Genomic DNA, 16,250 nt, shown 5'->3' with positions numbered 1-16,250 from the left:
CGTCGACTTCAGTTCGAGGATCTCGCCCTTGGCGTCGACCATGATCTTCTGCGACAGATCTCCGTTGGCGACGGCCGTCGTCACCTGGGCGATGTTGCGGACCTGCGAGGTCAGGTTCGACGCCATGAAGTTGACGTTGTCGGTGAGGTCCTTCCAGACACCGGAGACACCCCGTACCTGGGCCCGGCCGCCCAGCTGGCCCTCCGTGCCGACCTCGCGCGCGACCCTTGTCACCTCGTCGGCGAACGCGGACAGCTGGTCGACCATGGTGTTGACGGTGAGCTTCAGTTCCAGCAGTTCGCCGGTCGCCTCGACGGTCACCGTGCGGGTCAGGTCGCCGCGGGCCACCGCCGTCGTCACCAGGGCGATGTCGCGGACCTGGGCGGTCAGCCGGGACGCCATGGTGTTCACGGCCTCCGTCACGTCCCGCCAGCTGCCCGACAGGCGCTGCACCTTGGCCCGGCCGCCGAGCCGCCCCTCGGTACCGACCTCGCGCGCGACCCGGGTCACCTCGCCGGTGAACAGGGACAGCTGGTCGACCATCTTGTTCACGGCGCGGCCCAGTCTGCGCAGATCCCCGCGCAACTGGCGGCTGCCGTCGTGCAGATCCACGCGCTGGGTCAGGTCGCCGCCGGCCACCGCGTCCAGTACGCGGGTGGCGTTCGCCGCCGGGGCGACCAGGGCGTCCAGGACCTGGTTGACGTCGTTGACCCGGGACGTCCAGGCGCCCTGTCCGGGGCTGGCCGACACACGTTCGTCCAGGCGGCCGTGGCGCACCAGCTCGTGTTTGACGCGCTGCACCTCGGTGTTGAAGTGCACGCTGCGGTCCATGATCTGGTTGAAGACCGCGGAGAGTTCGCCGACGATCCCCTCCCCGGTCTCCGGCACTTTCGTGAAGTCGCCGTCGCGGGCGGCGGTCATCGCGGCGAGCAGTGGGCGCAGCTCGGATGCTCGGAGTTGTTGCGGTTTGTGTCCGTCTTCGAGCACACGCGTAGCACTGTTCTCACTCATGGCGGCCCACTTCGGTAACTCGGTGCTTATGGGCGCAGTCAGTCTGTCACTCTGTCCGCATCGATCGGGATGCATTCGTCCGAACTGCTCGGGGAGCTCGACATGGGGGCCATACCCACGCAACGGGAGACCGTCTCCCGGGTCCGTGAGGCGCCTGCGCACGACGGCGCGCCCGCGCACGAGAGCGCCGGCTCGTACGCGCAGGGGCACGCGACCCTGCCCGGGAGTCCCCTCGCGCCGGGTTCCGCCCGTGTGCTGGTGCGCGCCTGTCTCGACGAGTGGACCGACTGCGGCCTCCTGGAGCCGGGCCGGCGGGTCGCCGAGGACGCGATGGTCGTCGTCAGCGAACTCGTCACCAACGCCGTCGTGCACGCCGGCACGGAGCTGGAGATCGACTGGTGGCTGGAGGAGTCACGGCAGGAGACGGCGTTCGTCGTCGAGGTCACCGACCACCATCCCTCCCGCGCCCCGCGCGACCACCCCGGCGAGACGCCGTACGAGACCCCCGAGTACGGGCGCGGGCTGCGTCTGGTCGCCTCGCTCGCCGAGTCCTGGGGGGTCACCTACCGCATCGGCGCGAAGACGGTGTGGGCCCGCCTGACCGGCCGCGGCGGCACGCTCCCGGACGAGCAGGAGCTGAGGGTGGCCGAGATCCTCGCGCCCGAGCCTCCGCCGCACTCTGCCGGGCCGGACCGGGGGTGCGCCCAGCGCGCCGACCGGGACCGGGACTGGCTGGACAGGGGCGCGCTGTCCTTCCTCGCCGAGGCCTCCGACCTGCTCGCCGGGCAGCTCGACGAGAACCTGGTGGCCGCGCTCGCCGGCCAGCTGATCGTGCCCCGGCTGGCCGACTGGTGCGCGGTGTGGCTGGAGGACGAGTCGACGGTGCGGGCCGGCGGCTGGGGCGACGCGAACGGCGCGGGCGGGCCGCGGCTGGCCCGGGTCTGGCACGGCAGCGAGAACCGCATCGAGGAACTGCGCCGGGCCCTTGAGAAGGACCCGCCGTGCGCGACGGGCGGCCTGCGCTCCGGACCCGAGCCGTATCCCTGGCCGGGCGAGGCGCTCGGCCCGCAGGCCGCCCGCGGCGCGGCGCTCTCCTACCGGCTGATCGCGGGCGGCCGCCCGCTCGGCACGCTCGTGATCGGGCGCTCCGGCCCGGCCGGCTTCCCCGACGAGATCACCGGTCTGGTCGAGGACTTCGGGCGCCGGGTGGCCCTCGCCATCGGCGCGGCCCGCCAGTACGCCCGCCAGGCCACCATCAGCGCCGTCCTCCAGCGCGGGCTGCTGCCCGGCGCGGTCGCCGAGATCCCGGGGATGCGCAGCGCGCTGGTCTACGAGCCCTGCGACAAGGGCGGCCCCAGCGGTGACTTCTACGACCTGTTCCCGGCCGGCGACGGCCGCTGGTGCTTCGCCGTCGGCGACGTCCAGGGCAAGGGCCCCGAGGCCGCCGTCGTGATCGGCCTGGCCCGGCCCTGGCTGCGGTTGCTGGCCCGGGAGGGGTACCGGGTCGCCGACGTCCTGGACCGGCTCAACCAGCTCCTCCTCGACGACGCCACCGAGGCCGCGGACGCCGCAGCGCGCGCCCTGGTCACCGCGGGCGGCCGTACCCTGCCGCCCGGCGACGGCCCGCAGACCCGCTTCCTGTCCCTCCTGTACGGCGAACTCACCCCCCTCGACGCGGGCGGCGTCCGCTGCACCCTGGCCTCCGCCGGACATCCGCTGCCGCTGCATCTCGGCCCCGGCGGCGAGGTCCGCACCGCCGCCCGGCCGCAGACCCTGCTCGGGGTCGTGGAGGACGAGACGTACACCAGCGAGACCATCGAGCTGGGGCCCGGCGACAGCCTGCTGTGCGTGACCGACGGGGTCACCGAGCGGCGCTCGGGCTCCCGGCAGTTCGACGACGGGGACGGGCTCGCGCGGGCGCTCGCGGGCTGCACGGGCCTGAGCGCCGAGCTGATCGCCGAGCGCATCAGGCGGCTCGTGCACGAGTTCGGGGGCGGGCAGCCGGAGGACGATCTGGCGCTGCTGGTCCTCCAGGCGGAGTAACCGGCGTCGTACGGGACAATGGGGGACATGCCTTCCGCACTTCCCGACGGTGAGCCGGTTCCCGACGACGGCGCGCTCCCGGCGCACGCGCTGGCCGGTGCCGCCGACCGCCCCCTCGGGTTCTATCTGCACGTCCCGTACTGCGCGACCCGCTGCGGCTACTGCGACTTCAACACGTACACGGCGACCGAGCTGCGCTCCACCGGCGGTGTCCTCGCCTCCCGCGACAATTACGCGGACACCCTGATCGACGAGGTCAGGCTGGCCCGGAAGGTCCTCGGCGACGACCCGCGCGAGGTGCGCACGGTGTTCGTCGGCGGGGGCACACCGACCCTGCTGGCCGCCGGTGACCTGGTGCGGATGCTGGGCGCGATCCGTGACGAGTTCGGGCTCGCCGCCGACGCGGAGGTCACGACGGAGGCGAACCCGGAGTCCGTCGACCCGGCCTATCTGGCGGCCCTGCGCGCGGGCGGCTTCAACCGGGTCTCCTTCGGCATGCAGAGCGCCCGGCAGCACGTGCTGCGCGTCCTGGACCGCACCCACACCCCCGGGCGTCCCGAGGCCTGTGTGGCTGAGGCCCGCGCGGCCGGCTTCGAGCACGTCAACCTCGATCTGATCTACGGCACGCCGGGAGAGTCCGACGACGACTGGCGGGCCTCGCTGGACGCGGCGCTCGGGGCCGGCCCGGACCATGTGTCGGCGTACGCGCTGATCGTCGAGGAGGGGACGCAGCTGGCCCGCCGGATCCGCCGGGGCGAGGTCCCGATGACCGACGACGACGTCCACGCGGACCGCTATCTGATCGCCGAGGAGATGCTGTCCGCGGCCGGCTTCGACTGGTACGAGGTGTCCAACTGGGCCACCTCCGTGGCCGCCCGCTGCCTGCACAACGAGCTGTACTGGCGGGGCGCCGACTGGTGGGGCGCCGGACCGGGCGCGCACGCGCACGTGGGTGGAGTGCGCTGGTGGAACGTCAAGCATCCGGGGGCGTACGCGGCGGCGCTGGCGTCAGGGCGCTCGCCGGGGGCCGGGCGGGAACTCCTGACCGACGAGGACCGCCGGGTGGAGCGGATCCTGCTGGAGCTGCGGCTGCGCGAGGGCGTGCCGCTGACGCTGCTGAAGGAGCAGGGGCTGGCGGCCGCGCGGCGGGCGCTGGGGGAGGGGCTGCTGGAGAGCGGCCCGTACGACGGCGGACGGGCCGTACTGACCCTGCGGGGGCGGCTGCTGGCGGACGCGGTGGTCAGGGACCTGGTGGACTGAGGGGACCGGGGCGAGGGCCCGGCCAGGGCCTGTCCCGCGGATCAGGTCGCGGGGAAGCCGACTGTGTCTCGTCGGCGCCGGTGAGCGGGGTCCGGTGCGCCCTGCTGCAAGGCGGAGGAGGGCGGCAACGCGGCGGGGCCACCTCCCGGCCGAAGACCGGCTGGCGTGGACAACCGACGGCAACGCCGCCGGGATCCCCTGGGGAGAGCAGGGCAGACCCCGCGTCCGCGGCATGATCGGCCGGACCGGCCTAGCTAGGGGGCCGTCACGAAGTCGATCAGTTCCTCGACCCGGCCCAGCAGTTCCGGTTCCAGGTCCTTGTAGGAGCCCACCCGGGCCAGGACCGCCTGCCACACCGCGCCCGTGTTGTCCGAGGGCCAGCCCAGGGCCCGGCACACGCCCGTCTTCCAGTCCTGGCCGTGCGGGACGCGCGGCCAGGCCCCGATGCCCACGGCGGCGGGTTTCACCGCCTCCCAGATGTCGATGTAGGGGTGGCCGACCACCAGGGCGTGCTCGCTGGTGACCGACCGGGCGATGCGCCACTCCTTGGTGCCGGGGAGCAGGTGGTCCACCAGGACGCCGAGGCGGGCGTCGGGGCCCGGTGCGAAATCGGCCACGATCGACGGGAGGTCGTCCACGCCTTCCAGGTACTCCACGACCACGCCCTCGATGCGCAGGTCGTCGCCCCAGACCTTCTCGACCAGTTCGGCGTCGTGGCGGCCCTCGACGTAGATGCGGCCGGCGCGGGCCACGCGCGCGCGTGCGCCGGGCACGGCGACCGAACCGGAGGCGGTGCGGACGGGACGCGCGGGGCCGGCGGAGGCGGGGCGTACGAGGGTGACCACCCGGCCCTCGAGCAGGAATCCCCGCGGCTCCAGCGGGAAGACGCGGTGTTTGCCGAAGCGGTCCTCCAGCGTCACCGTGCCCGCCTCGCAGCGGATCACCGCGCCGCAGAACCCGGTTCCGGGCTCCTCGACGACCAGGCCGGGTTCGGCGGCCACCTCCGGGGCCGGTTTCGGCTTCTTCCACGGCGGGGTCAGGTCGGCGGAGTACTGGCGCATTCGGATGACGATAGGAGAAGCGGGGGCGGCGTGGTCACGACACGCCGAAGCGGGCGGCCAGGGCGTCGCGTTGCCGCCGTACGAACGCGGCGTCCACCACCGCTCCGTGACCGGGCACGTACCGGGCGTCCTCGCCGCCGAGGGACAGCAGGCGCTCCAGGGCGGCCGGCCAGTGGGACGGTACGGCGTCGGGACCGGCCTGGGGGTCGCCGGACTCCTCCACCAGGTCGCCGCAGAACACCACCGCCGGGTCGCCGGGGCCGCTGTGGACGACGACCGCCAGGTCGTGGCCGGTGTGGCCGGGGCCCACGTCGGCCAGCACGGCCCGGCGGCCGTCGCCGAGGCCGAGGGTCCACTCGCCGCGGACCGGGTGGCGGGGCAGGGGCAGCGCGTCGGCGGCCTCCTCGGCCTCTGCGGCCGGCAGGCCGTTGCGGACCGCGTCCAGGCGGAGTGCCTCACGGCCGTGGGCGAGGACGGACTCGGTGCCCGCCGCCGCGTAGACCGCCGTGCCCGCGAAGACCGGGGTGCCGAAGACGTGGTCGAAGTGCGGATGGGTGAGCGCGAGATGAGTCACACGGCGCCCGGCCAGCCGCTGGGCCTGCTCGCGCAACCGCACGCCCTCCGCCAGGCTCGACCCGGCGTCCACCATCAGGACCGGGCCCGCCCCGAGGACCAGCCCGGCCGTGCAGTCCCAGCCCGGCAGCCGGCACCGGCCGACCCCCGCGGCCAGCCGCTCCCAGCCCAGCTCTTCCCAAGTCACCGTCATACCGCGACGCTAGCCGCAGAACGCAACGGGTCCCGACCGGCCTTGCCCAGTCGGTGCCCGACGGCCGTACACTGGGCCGGGGATGCTGGCACTCGGGCTCGCAGAGTGCCAGACGAAAGGCCCGAAAGGCCGCGGGGACGACTTTCTGGAGGTGTGGCGCCGCATGCTGAGTGAACGCAGGCTTCAGGTATTGCGCGCCATCGTCCAGGACTACGTCGGCACCGAGGAGCCGGTCGGGTCGAAGGCGCTGACCGAGCGCCACAACCTCGGTGTCTCCCCGGCGACCGTGCGCAACGACATGGCCGCCCTGGAGGACGAGGGGTACATCGCCCAGCCGCACACCAGCGCCGGCCGGATCCCGACCGACAAGGGGTACCGGCTGTTCGTCGACAAGCTGGCCGGCGTCAAGCCGATGAGCGCGCCCGAGCGGCGGGCCATCCAGAACTTCCTCGACGGCGCCGTCGACCTCGACGACGTCGTGGCACGGACGGTACGGCTGCTGGCGCAGCTCACCCGGCAGGTCGCGGTCGTGCAGTACCCGTCGCTGACGCGGTCCACCGTGCGGCACGTGGAGCTGCTGGCGCTCGCGCCGGCCCGGCTGATGCTGGTGCTGATCACCGACACCGGGCGGGTCGAGCAGCGGATGGTCGACTGCCCGGCGCCCTTCGGGGAGTCGTCGCTGGCCGACCTGCGGGCGCGGCTCAACAGCCGGGTCGCCGGCCGTCGGTTCTCGGACGTGCCCCGGCTGGTGGAGGACCTGCCGGACGCCTTCGAGGCCGAGGACCGCGGCACGGTCTCGGCGGTGCTCTCCACCCTGCTGGAGACGCTCGTCGAGGAGAACGAGGAGCGGCTGATGATCGGCGGCACCGCCAATCTCACCCGCTTCGGACATGACTTTCCCCTCATGATCCGGCCCGTCCTGGAGGCTCTGGAGGAGCATGTCGTGCTCCTCAAGCTCATGGGCGAGGCGGGGGATTCGGGCATGACCGTACGCATCGGTCACGAGAACGCCTACGAGGGACTCAACTCCACGTCCGTGGTGTCGGTCGGCTACGGTTCGGGCGGCGAGGCACTCGCCAAACTCGGCGTGGTCGGACCGACCCGCATGGATTATCCGGGAACGATGGGAGCGGTACGAGCGGTGGCACGGTACGTCGGACAGATCCTGGCGGAGTCGTAAGTGGCCACGGACTACTACGCCGTTCTCGGCGTGCGCCGCGACGCGTCGCAGGAAGAGATCAAGAAGGCCTTCCGTCGGCTCGCGCGCGAGCTGCACCCGGACGTCAACCCGGATCCGAAGACCCAGGAGCGGTTCAAGGAGATCAACGCCGCCTACGAGGTGCTCTCGGACCCGCAGAAGAAGCAGGTCTACGACCTCGGCGGCGATCCGCTCTCGCAGAGCGGCGGCGCGGGCGCGGGCGGCTTCGGGGCCGGCGGCTTCGGGAACTTCTCGGACATCATGGACGCGTTCTTCGGTACGGCGTCGCAGCGCGGACCGCGCTCGCGGACCCGCCGGGGCCAGGACGCCATGATCCGGATCGAGGTGGAGCTCGACGAGGCGGCCTTCGGTACGACCAAGGACATCCAGGTCGACACGGCGATCGTCTGCAACACCTGCAACGGTGAGGGCGCGGCGCCGGGCACCTCCGCCCAGACGTGCGACATGTGCCGCGGCCGCGGTGAGGTCTCGCAGGTGACGCGGTCCTTCCTGGGCCAGGTCATGACCTCGCGGCCCTGCCCGCAGTGCCAGGGCTTCGGCACGGTCGTCCCGACCCCGTGCCCGGAGTGCGCCGGTGACGGGCGGGTGCGGTCGCGGCGGACGCTGACCGTGAAGATCCCCGCCGGTGTCGACAACGGCACGCGCATCCAGCTCGCCGGTGAGGGCGAGGTCGGGCCCGGCGGCGGTCCGGCCGGCGACCTGTACGTCGAGATCCACGAGCTGCCGCACTCCACCTTCCAGCGGCGCGGCGACGACCTGCACTGCACGGTGACGATCCCGATGACGGCGGCGTCGCTCGGCACGAAGGTGCCGCTGGAGACGCTGGACGGGCTGGAGGAGGTCGACATCCGGCCGGGCACCCAGTCCGGGCAGTCGATCCCGCTGCACGGACGCGGTGTCACGCATCTGCGCGGCGGCGGCCGGGGCGACCTGATCGTCCACGTCGAGGTGACGACGCCGACCAAGCTCGACCCCGAGCAGGAGCGGCTGCTGCGCGAGCTGGCGAAGCTGCGCGGCGAGGAACGGCCGACGGGACAGTTCCAGCCGGGTCAGCAGGGGCTGTTCTCGCGTCTGAAGGACGCGTTCAACGGTCGCTGACGCGGTCTGCGGGCGTCGACGGTCCGCCGGGCCGGGGTGCTGTCCCTTCGGCCCGGACATATCTGGCATGTGCCAAAGGGGCGGCCCGATTCGGTCTTGTTCGGAGGACGTGACAACATGCCGTCATGTCCTCCGCGCTGACCGATCTCTTCCCGCTTCCGATCGTGCAGGCCCCGATGGCGGGCGGGGTCTCCGTGCCGCAGCTCGCCGCCGCCGTGTCCGAGGCGGGCGGGCTGGGATTCCTGGCCGCCGGGTACAAGACCGCCGACGGGATGTACCAGGAGATCAAGCAGCTGCGCGGGCTGACCGGCCGGCCCTTCGGGATGAACCTCTTCATGCCGCAGCCGGACCACGCCGAGTCGGGCGCGGTCGAGGTCTACGCGCAGCAGCTGGCCGGTGAGGCCGCCTGGTACGAGACCGAACTCGGCGACCCGGACAGCGGCCGGGACGACGGCTACGACGCGAAGCTCGCCGTCCTCCTCGACGACCCGGTGGCCGCGGTCTCCTTCCACTTCGGTGTGCCGAGCCGCGAGGCGCTGGACGCGTTGCGCCGGGCCGGCACCCTCACCCTCGTCACCGCCACCACCCCCGAGGAGGCCGTCGCCGTCGAGCGGGCCGGCGCCGACGCGGTGATCGCCCAGGGCGTGGAGGCCGGCGGACACCAGGGCACCCACCGAGATGTGCCGGAGAACGACGGGTCCGGGATCGGCCTGCTGTCGCTGGTCACCCGGATACGCGAGAGCGTGAACATCCCGGTCGTCGCCGCGGGCGGCATCATGCGCGGCAGCCAGATCGCCGCCGTGCTCGCCGCGGGGGCGAGCGCGGCCCAGCTGGGCACCGCCTTCCTCGCCACCCCGGAGTCCGGCGCCGCCGAACCGCACAAGCGGGCGCTGACCGACCCGCTGTTCACCCGGACCGCGCTGACCCGGGCGTTCTCCGGGCGGCCCGCCCGCGGCCTGGTCAACCGCTTCATGCGCGAGCACGGCCCGTACGCGCCCGCCGCCTACCCCGAGGTCCATCACCTCACCTCCCCGCTGCGTAAGGCCGCCGCCCGGGCCGGGGACGCGCAGGGCATGGCCCTGTGGGCCGGACAGGGACACCGGATGACCAGGGAGCTGCCCGCGGGCCGGCTGGTGGAGGTCCTCGCGGAGGAACTCGCCGCAGCGTCGACAGCGTTGTCGGCGAAGGCCAAGGCCAAGGCCGAGGCCGAGGGCGACGGCGGCCGCGCGGGCGCCGCGGGCGGCACGGGGGCCGGGCGATGACCGCCCCGGTGTTCGTGCTCGACCCGCTGGTCGTGCCCGACTTCTCCGGCGGCGAGGTCGTCCTGGACGGGCCCGAGGGCCGGCACGCCGTCTCCGTGAAGCGGCTGCGGCCCGGTGAGGACGTCATCCTCACCGACGGACGCGGACGATGGAGCGAGGGGGTCGTCAAAGCCGCCGAGGGCAAGGACCGGCTCGTCGTGACGGACCTGGAGTCCTTCCACGAGGAACCCCTCCCGCGGCCCCGCATCACCGTGGTCCAGGCCCTGCCCAAGGGGGACCGCGGCGAGGTCGCCGTGGAGACCATGACCGAGGTGGGCGTCGACCGGATCGTGCCCTGGCAGGCCGCCCGCTGCATCACCCAGTGGAAGGGCGACCGGGGTCTGAAGGCCCTCGCGAAGTGGCGGGCCACCGCCCGCGAGGCCGGCAAGCAGTCCCGCCGGGTGCGCTTCCCGGAGGTCGCGGACACGGTGACCACCAAGCAGGTCGCCGCGCTGCTCGGCGGCGCGGCCCTGGCCGCCGTGCTCCACTCCGACTTCGAGCACGGCAGCGAGCCGCTGGCCACCGTCCCGCTGCCCGCCGACGGCGAGATCGTGCTGGTCGTCGGGCCCGAGGGGGGTGTGGCCCGGGACGAGGTGGCGCTCTTCGAGGAGGCGGGTGCCAGGGCCTGCACCCTGGGGCCTACCGTGATGCGGACATCGACCGCCGGGACCGCGGCCGCGGCCCTGCTCCTGGGCCGTACCGGCCGGTGGTCCTGACCGTTAGACACCACAGGGGGAGCACGCCGTGGAACTCGCCCAGGTCCGGCTTCTGGTCTCCGACTTCGCCGCCTGCTACCGCTTCTACGCCGAGGTGCTCGGGCTGAAACCGCAGTCGGGGGCGAGCGAGGGCCCGTACGAGAAGTTCAGTCCGCACGCCGGGTCCGCGGGGATAGCCCTGCAGGACCGGGCCGTGATGGCCGCGGTGCTGGGCGAGTTGGGGGACGCCGCGACCGGGCACCGTTCACTGGTGGTGCTGCGCGTCGACGACCTGGACGCCTACTGCGAGCAGATCGCCGCGCGCGGCGCGGTCCTGGTGCACGGGCCGGCGCCGATGACGGAACGCATGCGCGTCGCCCACCTCAAGGACCCGGAGGGCAACCTGGTGGAGCTTCAGGAATGGCTCCTGCTGCGCACCTGAGCAGCCGCGGGCCCAGGCGCCGGGAGACCGGCGGCGGGACCGGAAGAGGGACCGGGCGGGAGACCGGAAGGGGGACCCCTCCGAACACGTGAGTGGCCGCACGCCCCCTACCGTCACGGGCGGGACGGTGGCAGGCTGCCCTCCATGGGGGCATCGAGGCCGCTTCGGCGACGTCCGCGCATGACCAGGGTGGCGGCCGTGGCGGGGCTCGCCGTGATCGCCGTGGGCGGCGCGGTGGGCTGTCAGCCGACCGACCTGAACACCGCGACCGTCGCGTACACCACCGACCGGACCGCCACCGCCGAGCTGAAACGGCAGCACGTCGACGTCAGTTGGCTCACCTGCACCGGCAACTACGGCTCCGCGGCCCGGGGGACGCCCTCGGCGTCCGAGACCACCGTCGTCTCCGTGGACTGCCGGGGCCGGACCAAGGACGGCCGGGACATCACCGTCACCGGACGGGTCACCAAGGCGGTCAGCGGCGCCTGCGTGCGCGGGAACCTCGTCGCGAAGGTGGGCGGCAAGGAATGGTTCCGGGTAGACGGCCTCGGCGACTGCGACGCCACGCCCGGGCCGGCGTACAGCACCTACCGGCCGCCCACCTACGGGCAGCAGCCGGGCCCCACCGTGACCGTGACACAGACCGTCTGGTGCCAGAGCGACCCCAAGTGCCGGCCGGTCCAGGGCAAGTGATCGGAATCGGCCGCCGCGATCGTGCCGCGATGCATAGGCTGAGCGGGTGACCAAGGGTGCAGCGACAGGACAGCGTTCCTACCTCCGATTTCCCCATGTCCACGGCGACCTGGTCGCCTTCACCGCCGAGGACGACGTGTGGCTCGCGCCCCTGGACGGCGGCCGGGCCTGGCGGGTCAGCGCCGACAACGTCCCCGTGACGCTGCCGCGCATCTCACCCGACGGGACCACGGTCGCCTGGACCTCCACCCGTGACGGCGCCCCCGAGATCCACACCGCCCCCGTCGACGGCGGTTCCGCCACCCGCCTGACGCACTGGGGGAGTTCCCGGACCCAGGTGCGCGGCTGGACCGCCGACGGACAGGTCCTCGCGATCAGTACCTACGGCCAGTCCAGCCTCCGGCGCAGCTGGGCCCGGACCGTCCCGCTCGACGGCGGCCCGTCCACCGTTCTGCCCTACGGCCCGGTCGGCCATGTCGCCCTCGGACCGCACACCGTGCTGCTGTCCGCGCCGATGGGGCGGGAGGCTGCATGGTGGAAGCGGTACCGGGGCGGTACGGCGGGCAAGCTGTGGATCGACCGGGGCGCCGACGACGGCGAAGGCGCCGGGGAGTTCGTCCGGCTGCACGAGGAGCTGGACGGGAACCTCGAACACCCCGTGTGGGCCGGGGACCGGATCGCCTTCCTCTCCGACCACGAGGGGACGGGCGCGCTGTACTCCTCCCTCGCCGACGGTTCCGACCTGCGCCGGCACACCCCTCTCGACGGTTTCTACGCCCGGCACGCGGCCGGTGACGGCACCCGGGTCGTCTACGCCTCGGCCGGTGAACTCTGGCTCCTCGACGACCTGGAGGGGGCCGAGCCGCGCCGGCTGGACATCCGGCTGGGCGGGGCCCGGGTGGACCGTCAGCCGCGCCCGGTCAACGCGGCCCGCTGGTTCGGTGCCGCCTCGCCCGACCACACCGCGCGCGGCAGCGCCGTCCTGGTGCGCGGCGGTGTGCACTGGGTGACCCACCGGTCGGGTCCGGCCCGGGCGCTGGCCGCCCAGCCCGGAGTGCGTGCCCGGCTGCCCGTCACCTTCCGCGCGGACGCGGAGGAGTGGGTGGTGTGGGTGACGGACGCCGAGGGCGACGACGCCCTGGAGTTCGCGCCCGCCACCGGTCCGGTGCCCGGCTCCACCCCGCGACGGCTCGCCGCCGGACAGCTCGGCCGGGTCCTGGACCTCGCCGTCGCCCCCGACGGGAGCCGCGTCGCGGTCGCCGCGCACGACGGACGGCTCCTCCTCGTCGAGCGCGAGACCGGCGAGGTGCGCGAGGTCGACCGCAGCGAGGACGGCGACGTCAGCGGGCTCGCCTTCTCGCCGGACTCCGGCTGGCTGGCCTGGTCCCACCCGGGAGCCGGCGGGCTCGCCCAGCTCCGCATCGCCCACACCACCGACCTCACGGTCACCGAGGCGACCCCGCTGCGCTTCCAGGACTACGCCCCCGCCTTCACCCGCGACGGCAAGCACCTCGCCTTCCTCTCCACCCGCTCCTTCGACCCGGTCTACGACGAGCACGTCTTCGACCTGGCCTTCGTGGTCGGCGACCGGCCGCACCTGATCACCCTGGCCGCGACCACCCCCTCGCCGTTCGGCCCGCAACGGCACGGCCGCCCCTTCGAGACGCCCGACAAGGACGAGACCCCGGACGCCGAGGGCACCCCGGCCACCCGGATCGACCTGGAGGGCCTCGCCGACCGGATCGTGCCCTTCCCCGTCGAGGCCGGCCGCTACTCCGGGCTGCGTGCCGCCAAGGACGGCGTCCTGTGGCTGCGCCACCCGGTGCGCGGCGTGCTCGGCGCCTCCCGCGCCCACCCCGAGGACCCCGACCCCAAGTCCGAGCTGGAGCGCTACGACCTCGCCCAGCAGCGCATCGAGTACCTCTCCTCCGACGCCGACCACTTCGAGGTCAGCGGCGACGGCAAACGCGTCCTGCTGTGGACCGACGGCAAGCTCAAGGTCGTACCCAGTGACCGCCGTGCCTCGGGCGACGACGAGAGCGACACCAACATCACCGTCGACCTGTCCCGGGTCCGCCAGACCCTCGATCCGGCCGCCGAGTGGCGGCAGATGTTCGACGAGACCGGCCGCATCATGCGGGACCAGTTCTGGCGGCCGGACCTCGGCGGCGTCGACTGGGACGGCGTCCTGGACCGCTACCGGCCGCTCGTCGAGCACGTCGCCACCCACGACGACCTGGTCGACCTGCTCTGGGAGGTCCAGGGCGAACTGGGCACCTCGCACGCCTACGTCACCCCGCGCGGCGGCCACGGGGGCGGGTCCCGGCAGGGTCTGCTCGGCGCCGACATCTCCCGTCATCCGGACGGCAGTTGGCGCATCGACCGGATCCTGCCCGCCGAGACCTCCGACCCCGGCGCCCGTTCCCCGCTCGCCGCGCCCGGCGTCGCGGTCCGTCCCGGCGACGCGATCGTGGCCGTGGCGGGACGGAGCGTCGACCCGGTCACCGGACCCGGCCCGCTCCTGGTCGGCACCGCCGGCAAGGCCGTCGAGCTGACCGTGTCCCCCGCGGGCGGCGGCGAGCTGCGCCACCCCGTCGTCGTGCCGGTCGCGGACGAGGAACCGCTGCGCTACCACGCGTGGGTGGCCGGTCGGCGGGCCCGTGTGCACGAGCTGTCCGGGGGCCGGCTGGGCTATCTCCACGTGCCGGACATGCAGGCACCGGGCTGGGCGCAGATCCACCGTGACCTGAGTGTCGAGATGGCCCGCGAGGGCATCGTCGTGGACGTGCGGGAGAACCGCGGCGGCCACACCTCGCAGCTCGTCGTGGAGAAACTGGCCCGCCGGATCGTCGGCTGGGACCTGCCGCGCGGCATGCGCCCGTTCAGCTATCCGAGGGACGCGCCCCGCGGCCCGGTGGTCGTCGTCGCCAACGAGTTCTCCGGCTCGGACGGGGACATCGTCAACGCGGCGATCAAGGCGCTGGGCATCGGTCCGGTGGTCGGCACCCGCACCTGGGGCGGTGTGATCGGCATCGACAGCCGCTACCGGCTGGTCGACGGCACGCTGGTCACCCAGCCGAAGTACGCGTTCTGGCTGGAGGGCTACGGCTGGGGCGTGGAGAACCACGGCGTCGACCCGGACGTGGAGGTCGTCCAGACCCCGCAGGACTGGGCCGCGGGCAGGGACCCGCAGCTGGACGAGGCGGTACGGATCGCGCTGGAGACGCTGGAGACGACGCCCGCGAAGACTGCGCCCACGCTGCCCGCGTGAGGGTGGCGGGGCCGTGCCGGTGTGCGGCTCCGCCGCGGGCGCGCCCAGCCCCGCGTGGCGCGTACCCGACGGCGATACGATGCCCCGGAAGATCGACCACGGTGCCCAGGAAGGAATCCGCATGGCAGGGGAACCCCAGGACGACTGCCTGTTCTGCAGGATCGTCGCAGGCCACGTCCCCGCGACGATCGTCCGAGAGACGGACACCACCGTCGCCTTCCGGGACATCAACCCCCAGGCGCCCACCCACGTCCTGGTGATCCCCAGGGTCCACTACCGGGACGCGGCCGAACTCGCCGCGGGTGAACCCGCCGTGGCCGCCGACATACTGCGCGAGGCGCAGGCCGTCGCCGGCGAGGACAAGCTGGAGAGCTACCGGATCGTCTTCAACACCGGCAGCGGCGCGGGCCAGACCGTCTGGCACGCCCACGCGCACGTCCTCGGCGGCCGTGGCCTGCAGTGGCCGCCCGGGTAGGCAGCCGTGTCCGTACGTGAACTCGTGGTCCTCGGCACCGCCAGCCAGGTCCCCACCCGGCACCGCAACCACAACGGCTACCTGCTGCGCTGGGACGGCGAGGGCATCCTCTTCGACCCCGGCGAGGGAACCCAGCGGCAGATGCTGCGGGCCGGGGCCGCCGCGCACGACCTCAACCGGATCTGCGTCACCCACTTCCACGGCGACCACTGTCTCGGCCTGGCCGGGGTCATCCAGCGGATCAACCTCGACAAGGTCCCGCACCCGGTCACCGCGCACTACCCGAAGTCCGGCCGGCGCTTCTTCGACCGGCTCCGGTACGCCACCGCCTACCGGGAGACCGTCGGCATCACCGAGGCCCCGGTCGACGCGGACGGCGACCTCGCCGTCACCCCGTCGTACACGCTCCAGGCGAGGAAGCTCTCCCACCCGGTCGAGTCCTACGGCTACCGGCTCGTCGAGCCCGACGGCCGCCGCATGCTGCCCGACCGGCTCGCCGCGCACGGCGTCAAGGGCCCGGACGTCGGCCGTCTCCAGCGCGACGGCGTCCTCGGGGACGTCAGCCTGGACCAGGTCAGCGAGGTGCGCCGCGGGCAGCGGTTCGCGTTCGTGATGGACACCCGGCTCTGCGAGGGCGTGTACGCGCTCGCCGAGGACTGCGACCTGCTCGTCATCGAGTCCACGTTCCTCGACGAGGACGCCCCGCTGGCCGCGGAGCACGGCCATCTGACCGCCGGGCAGGCGGCGGCCGTCGCGCGGGACGCGGGGGTACGGCACCTCGTGCTGACCCACTTCAGCCAGCGCTACCCGCAACCCGAGGAGTTCGAGCGGCAGGCGCGGGCCGCCGGCTTCGAGGGAGAGCTGACCGTCGCCTACGACTTGCTCCGAGTGCCGGTTCCGAAGCGCAGGTGAAGC

14 protein-coding genes are annotated in these 16,250 nt (G+C 73.5%); 11 read left to right on the top strand and 3 right to left on the bottom strand.

Going from position 1 to position 16,250, the window contains the following annotated elements; translation table 11 throughout:
• Positions 1–1,011 (bottom strand): HAMP domain-containing protein (locus ACZ4O3_RS28765; RefSeq protein WP_467724978.1); only part of this gene is annotated, 1,011 nt, incomplete at its 3' end.
• 102 nt (positions 1,012–1,113) lie between these two features.
• Between ACZ4O3_RS28765 and ACZ4O3_RS28760 the strand changes: the two genes are divergently transcribed.
• A complete protein-coding gene (locus ACZ4O3_RS28760; RefSeq protein ID WP_467724976.1) occupies positions 1,114–3,054 on the top strand; it encodes a SpoIIE family protein phosphatase in 1,941 nt (646 codons plus the stop codon).
• A 27-nt stretch (positions 3,055–3,081) separates the two neighbouring features.
• Positions 3,082–4,314: a radical SAM family heme chaperone HemW gene (gene hemW, locus ACZ4O3_RS28755; protein WP_467724975.1), complete on the top strand. Its 1,233-nt coding sequence runs from the start codon at positions 3,082–3,084 to the stop codon at positions 4,312–4,314.
• A 254-nt stretch (positions 4,315–4,568) separates the two neighbouring features.
• Here the strand turns inward: hemW and ACZ4O3_RS28750 are convergent, their stop codons facing one another.
• Positions 4,569–5,375, bottom strand: coding sequence for a DUF3097 domain-containing protein (locus tag ACZ4O3_RS28750; RefSeq protein ID WP_467724973.1), 807 nt, complete (start codon positions 5,373–5,375; stop codon positions 4,569–4,571).
• 34 nt (positions 5,376–5,409) lie between these two features.
• The gene (locus ACZ4O3_RS28745; protein WP_467724972.1) at positions 5,410–6,141 is read right to left on the bottom strand and encodes an MBL fold metallo-hydrolase; all 732 of its coding nucleotides are present in this window, start codon (positions 6,139–6,141) and stop codon (positions 5,410–5,412) included.
• Between the two features lie 163 nt (positions 6,142–6,304).
• On the opposite strand from ACZ4O3_RS28745, the gene hrcA reads away from it, so the two are divergent.
• The 9 genes from hrcA to ACZ4O3_RS28700 all read left to right on the top strand — a co-directional run bounded on the left by hrcA (position 6,305) and on the right by ACZ4O3_RS28700 (position 16,247).
• Complete coding sequence (gene hrcA, locus ACZ4O3_RS28740) at positions 6,305–7,321, top strand: heat-inducible transcriptional repressor HrcA (protein WP_360484040.1); 1,017 nt, start codon at positions 6,305–6,307, stop codon at positions 7,319–7,321.
• A complete protein-coding gene (gene dnaJ, locus ACZ4O3_RS28735) occupies positions 7,322–8,458 on the top strand; it encodes a molecular chaperone DnaJ (RefSeq protein ID WP_217549614.1) in 1,137 nt (378 codons plus the stop codon). It begins immediately after the preceding gene.
• Positions 8,459–8,583: 125 nt separating this feature from the next.
• Positions 8,584–9,720: a nitronate monooxygenase gene (locus ACZ4O3_RS28730; protein WP_467724970.1), complete on the top strand. Its 1,137-nt coding sequence runs from the start codon at positions 8,584–8,586 to the stop codon at positions 9,718–9,720.
• Positions 9,717–10,475 carry a 16S rRNA (uracil(1498)-N(3))-methyltransferase gene (locus tag ACZ4O3_RS28725; protein ID WP_362722610.1) on the top strand — a complete coding sequence of 253 codons (759 nt, stop codon included), beginning with the start codon at positions 9,717–9,719 and terminating at the stop codon, positions 10,473–10,475. The genes ACZ4O3_RS28730 and ACZ4O3_RS28725 overlap by 4 nt, the downstream gene beginning before the upstream one ends.
• A 28-nt stretch (positions 10,476–10,503) precedes the next feature.
• Positions 10,504–10,896 (top strand): VOC family protein, encoded by a 393-nt coding sequence (locus ACZ4O3_RS28720; protein ID WP_362722607.1) that lies wholly within the window; start codon positions 10,504–10,506, stop codon positions 10,894–10,896.
• Positions 10,897–11,076: 180 nt separating this feature from the next.
• Positions 11,077–11,589, top strand: coding sequence for a hypothetical protein (locus ACZ4O3_RS28715; protein ID WP_362722604.1), 513 nt, complete (start codon positions 11,077–11,079; stop codon positions 11,587–11,589).
• Positions 11,590–11,635: 46 nt separating this feature from the next.
• Positions 11,636–14,860, top strand: a complete 3,225-nt coding sequence (locus ACZ4O3_RS28710; RefSeq protein ID WP_467724969.1) for a S41 family peptidase — start codon at positions 11,636–11,638, stop codon at positions 14,858–14,860.
• 121 nt (positions 14,861–14,981) lie between these two features.
• Positions 14,982–15,335: a histidine triad nucleotide-binding protein gene (locus ACZ4O3_RS28705; RefSeq protein ID WP_362722598.1), complete on the top strand. Its 354-nt coding sequence runs from the start codon at positions 14,982–14,984 to the stop codon at positions 15,333–15,335.
• Positions 15,336–15,341: 6 nt separating this feature from the next.
• Positions 15,342–16,247 carry a ribonuclease Z gene (locus tag ACZ4O3_RS28700; protein ID WP_467724967.1) on the top strand — a complete coding sequence of 302 codons (906 nt, stop codon included), beginning with the start codon at positions 15,342–15,344 and terminating at the stop codon, positions 16,245–16,247.
• The last annotated feature ends 3 nt before the right edge of the window (positions 16,248–16,250 follow it).

It is taken from the genome of Streptomyces sp. NPDC026515 (assembly GCF_055567595.1).
The sequence above is the reverse complement of the archived record's forward strand: the minus strand, read 5'-3'. Positions and strand labels throughout refer to the sequence as shown.

Bases quoted from the DNA above. Each gene is read 5' to 3' on its own strand.
- ACZ4O3_RS28760 (WP_467724976.1), top strand. From the start codon at position 1,114: ATGGGGGCCATACCCACGCAACGGGAGACCGTCTCCCGGGTCCGTGAG.
- hemW (WP_467724975.1), top strand. From the start codon at position 3,082: ATGCCTTCCGCACTTCCCGACGGTGAGCCGGTTCCCGACGACGGCGCG.
- ACZ4O3_RS28750 (WP_467724973.1), bottom strand. From the start codon at position 5,375: ATGCGCCAGTACTCCGCCGACCTGACCCCGCCGTGGAAGAAGCCGAAA.
- ACZ4O3_RS28745 (WP_467724972.1), bottom strand. From the start codon at position 6,141: ATGACGGTGACTTGGGAAGAGCTGGGCTGGGAGCGGCTGGCCGCGGGG.
- hrcA (WP_360484040.1), top strand. From the start codon at position 6,305: ATGCTGAGTGAACGCAGGCTTCAGGTATTGCGCGCCATCGTCCAGGAC.
- ACZ4O3_RS28730 (WP_467724970.1), top strand. From the start codon at position 8,584: ATGTCCTCCGCGCTGACCGATCTCTTCCCGCTTCCGATCGTGCAGGCC.
- ACZ4O3_RS28725 (WP_362722610.1), top strand. From the start codon at position 9,717: ATGACCGCCCCGGTGTTCGTGCTCGACCCGCTGGTCGTGCCCGACTTC.
- ACZ4O3_RS28715 (WP_362722604.1), top strand. From the start codon at position 11,077: ATGACCAGGGTGGCGGCCGTGGCGGGGCTCGCCGTGATCGCCGTGGGC.
- ACZ4O3_RS28705 (WP_362722598.1), top strand. From the start codon at position 14,982: ATGGCAGGGGAACCCCAGGACGACTGCCTGTTCTGCAGGATCGTCGCA.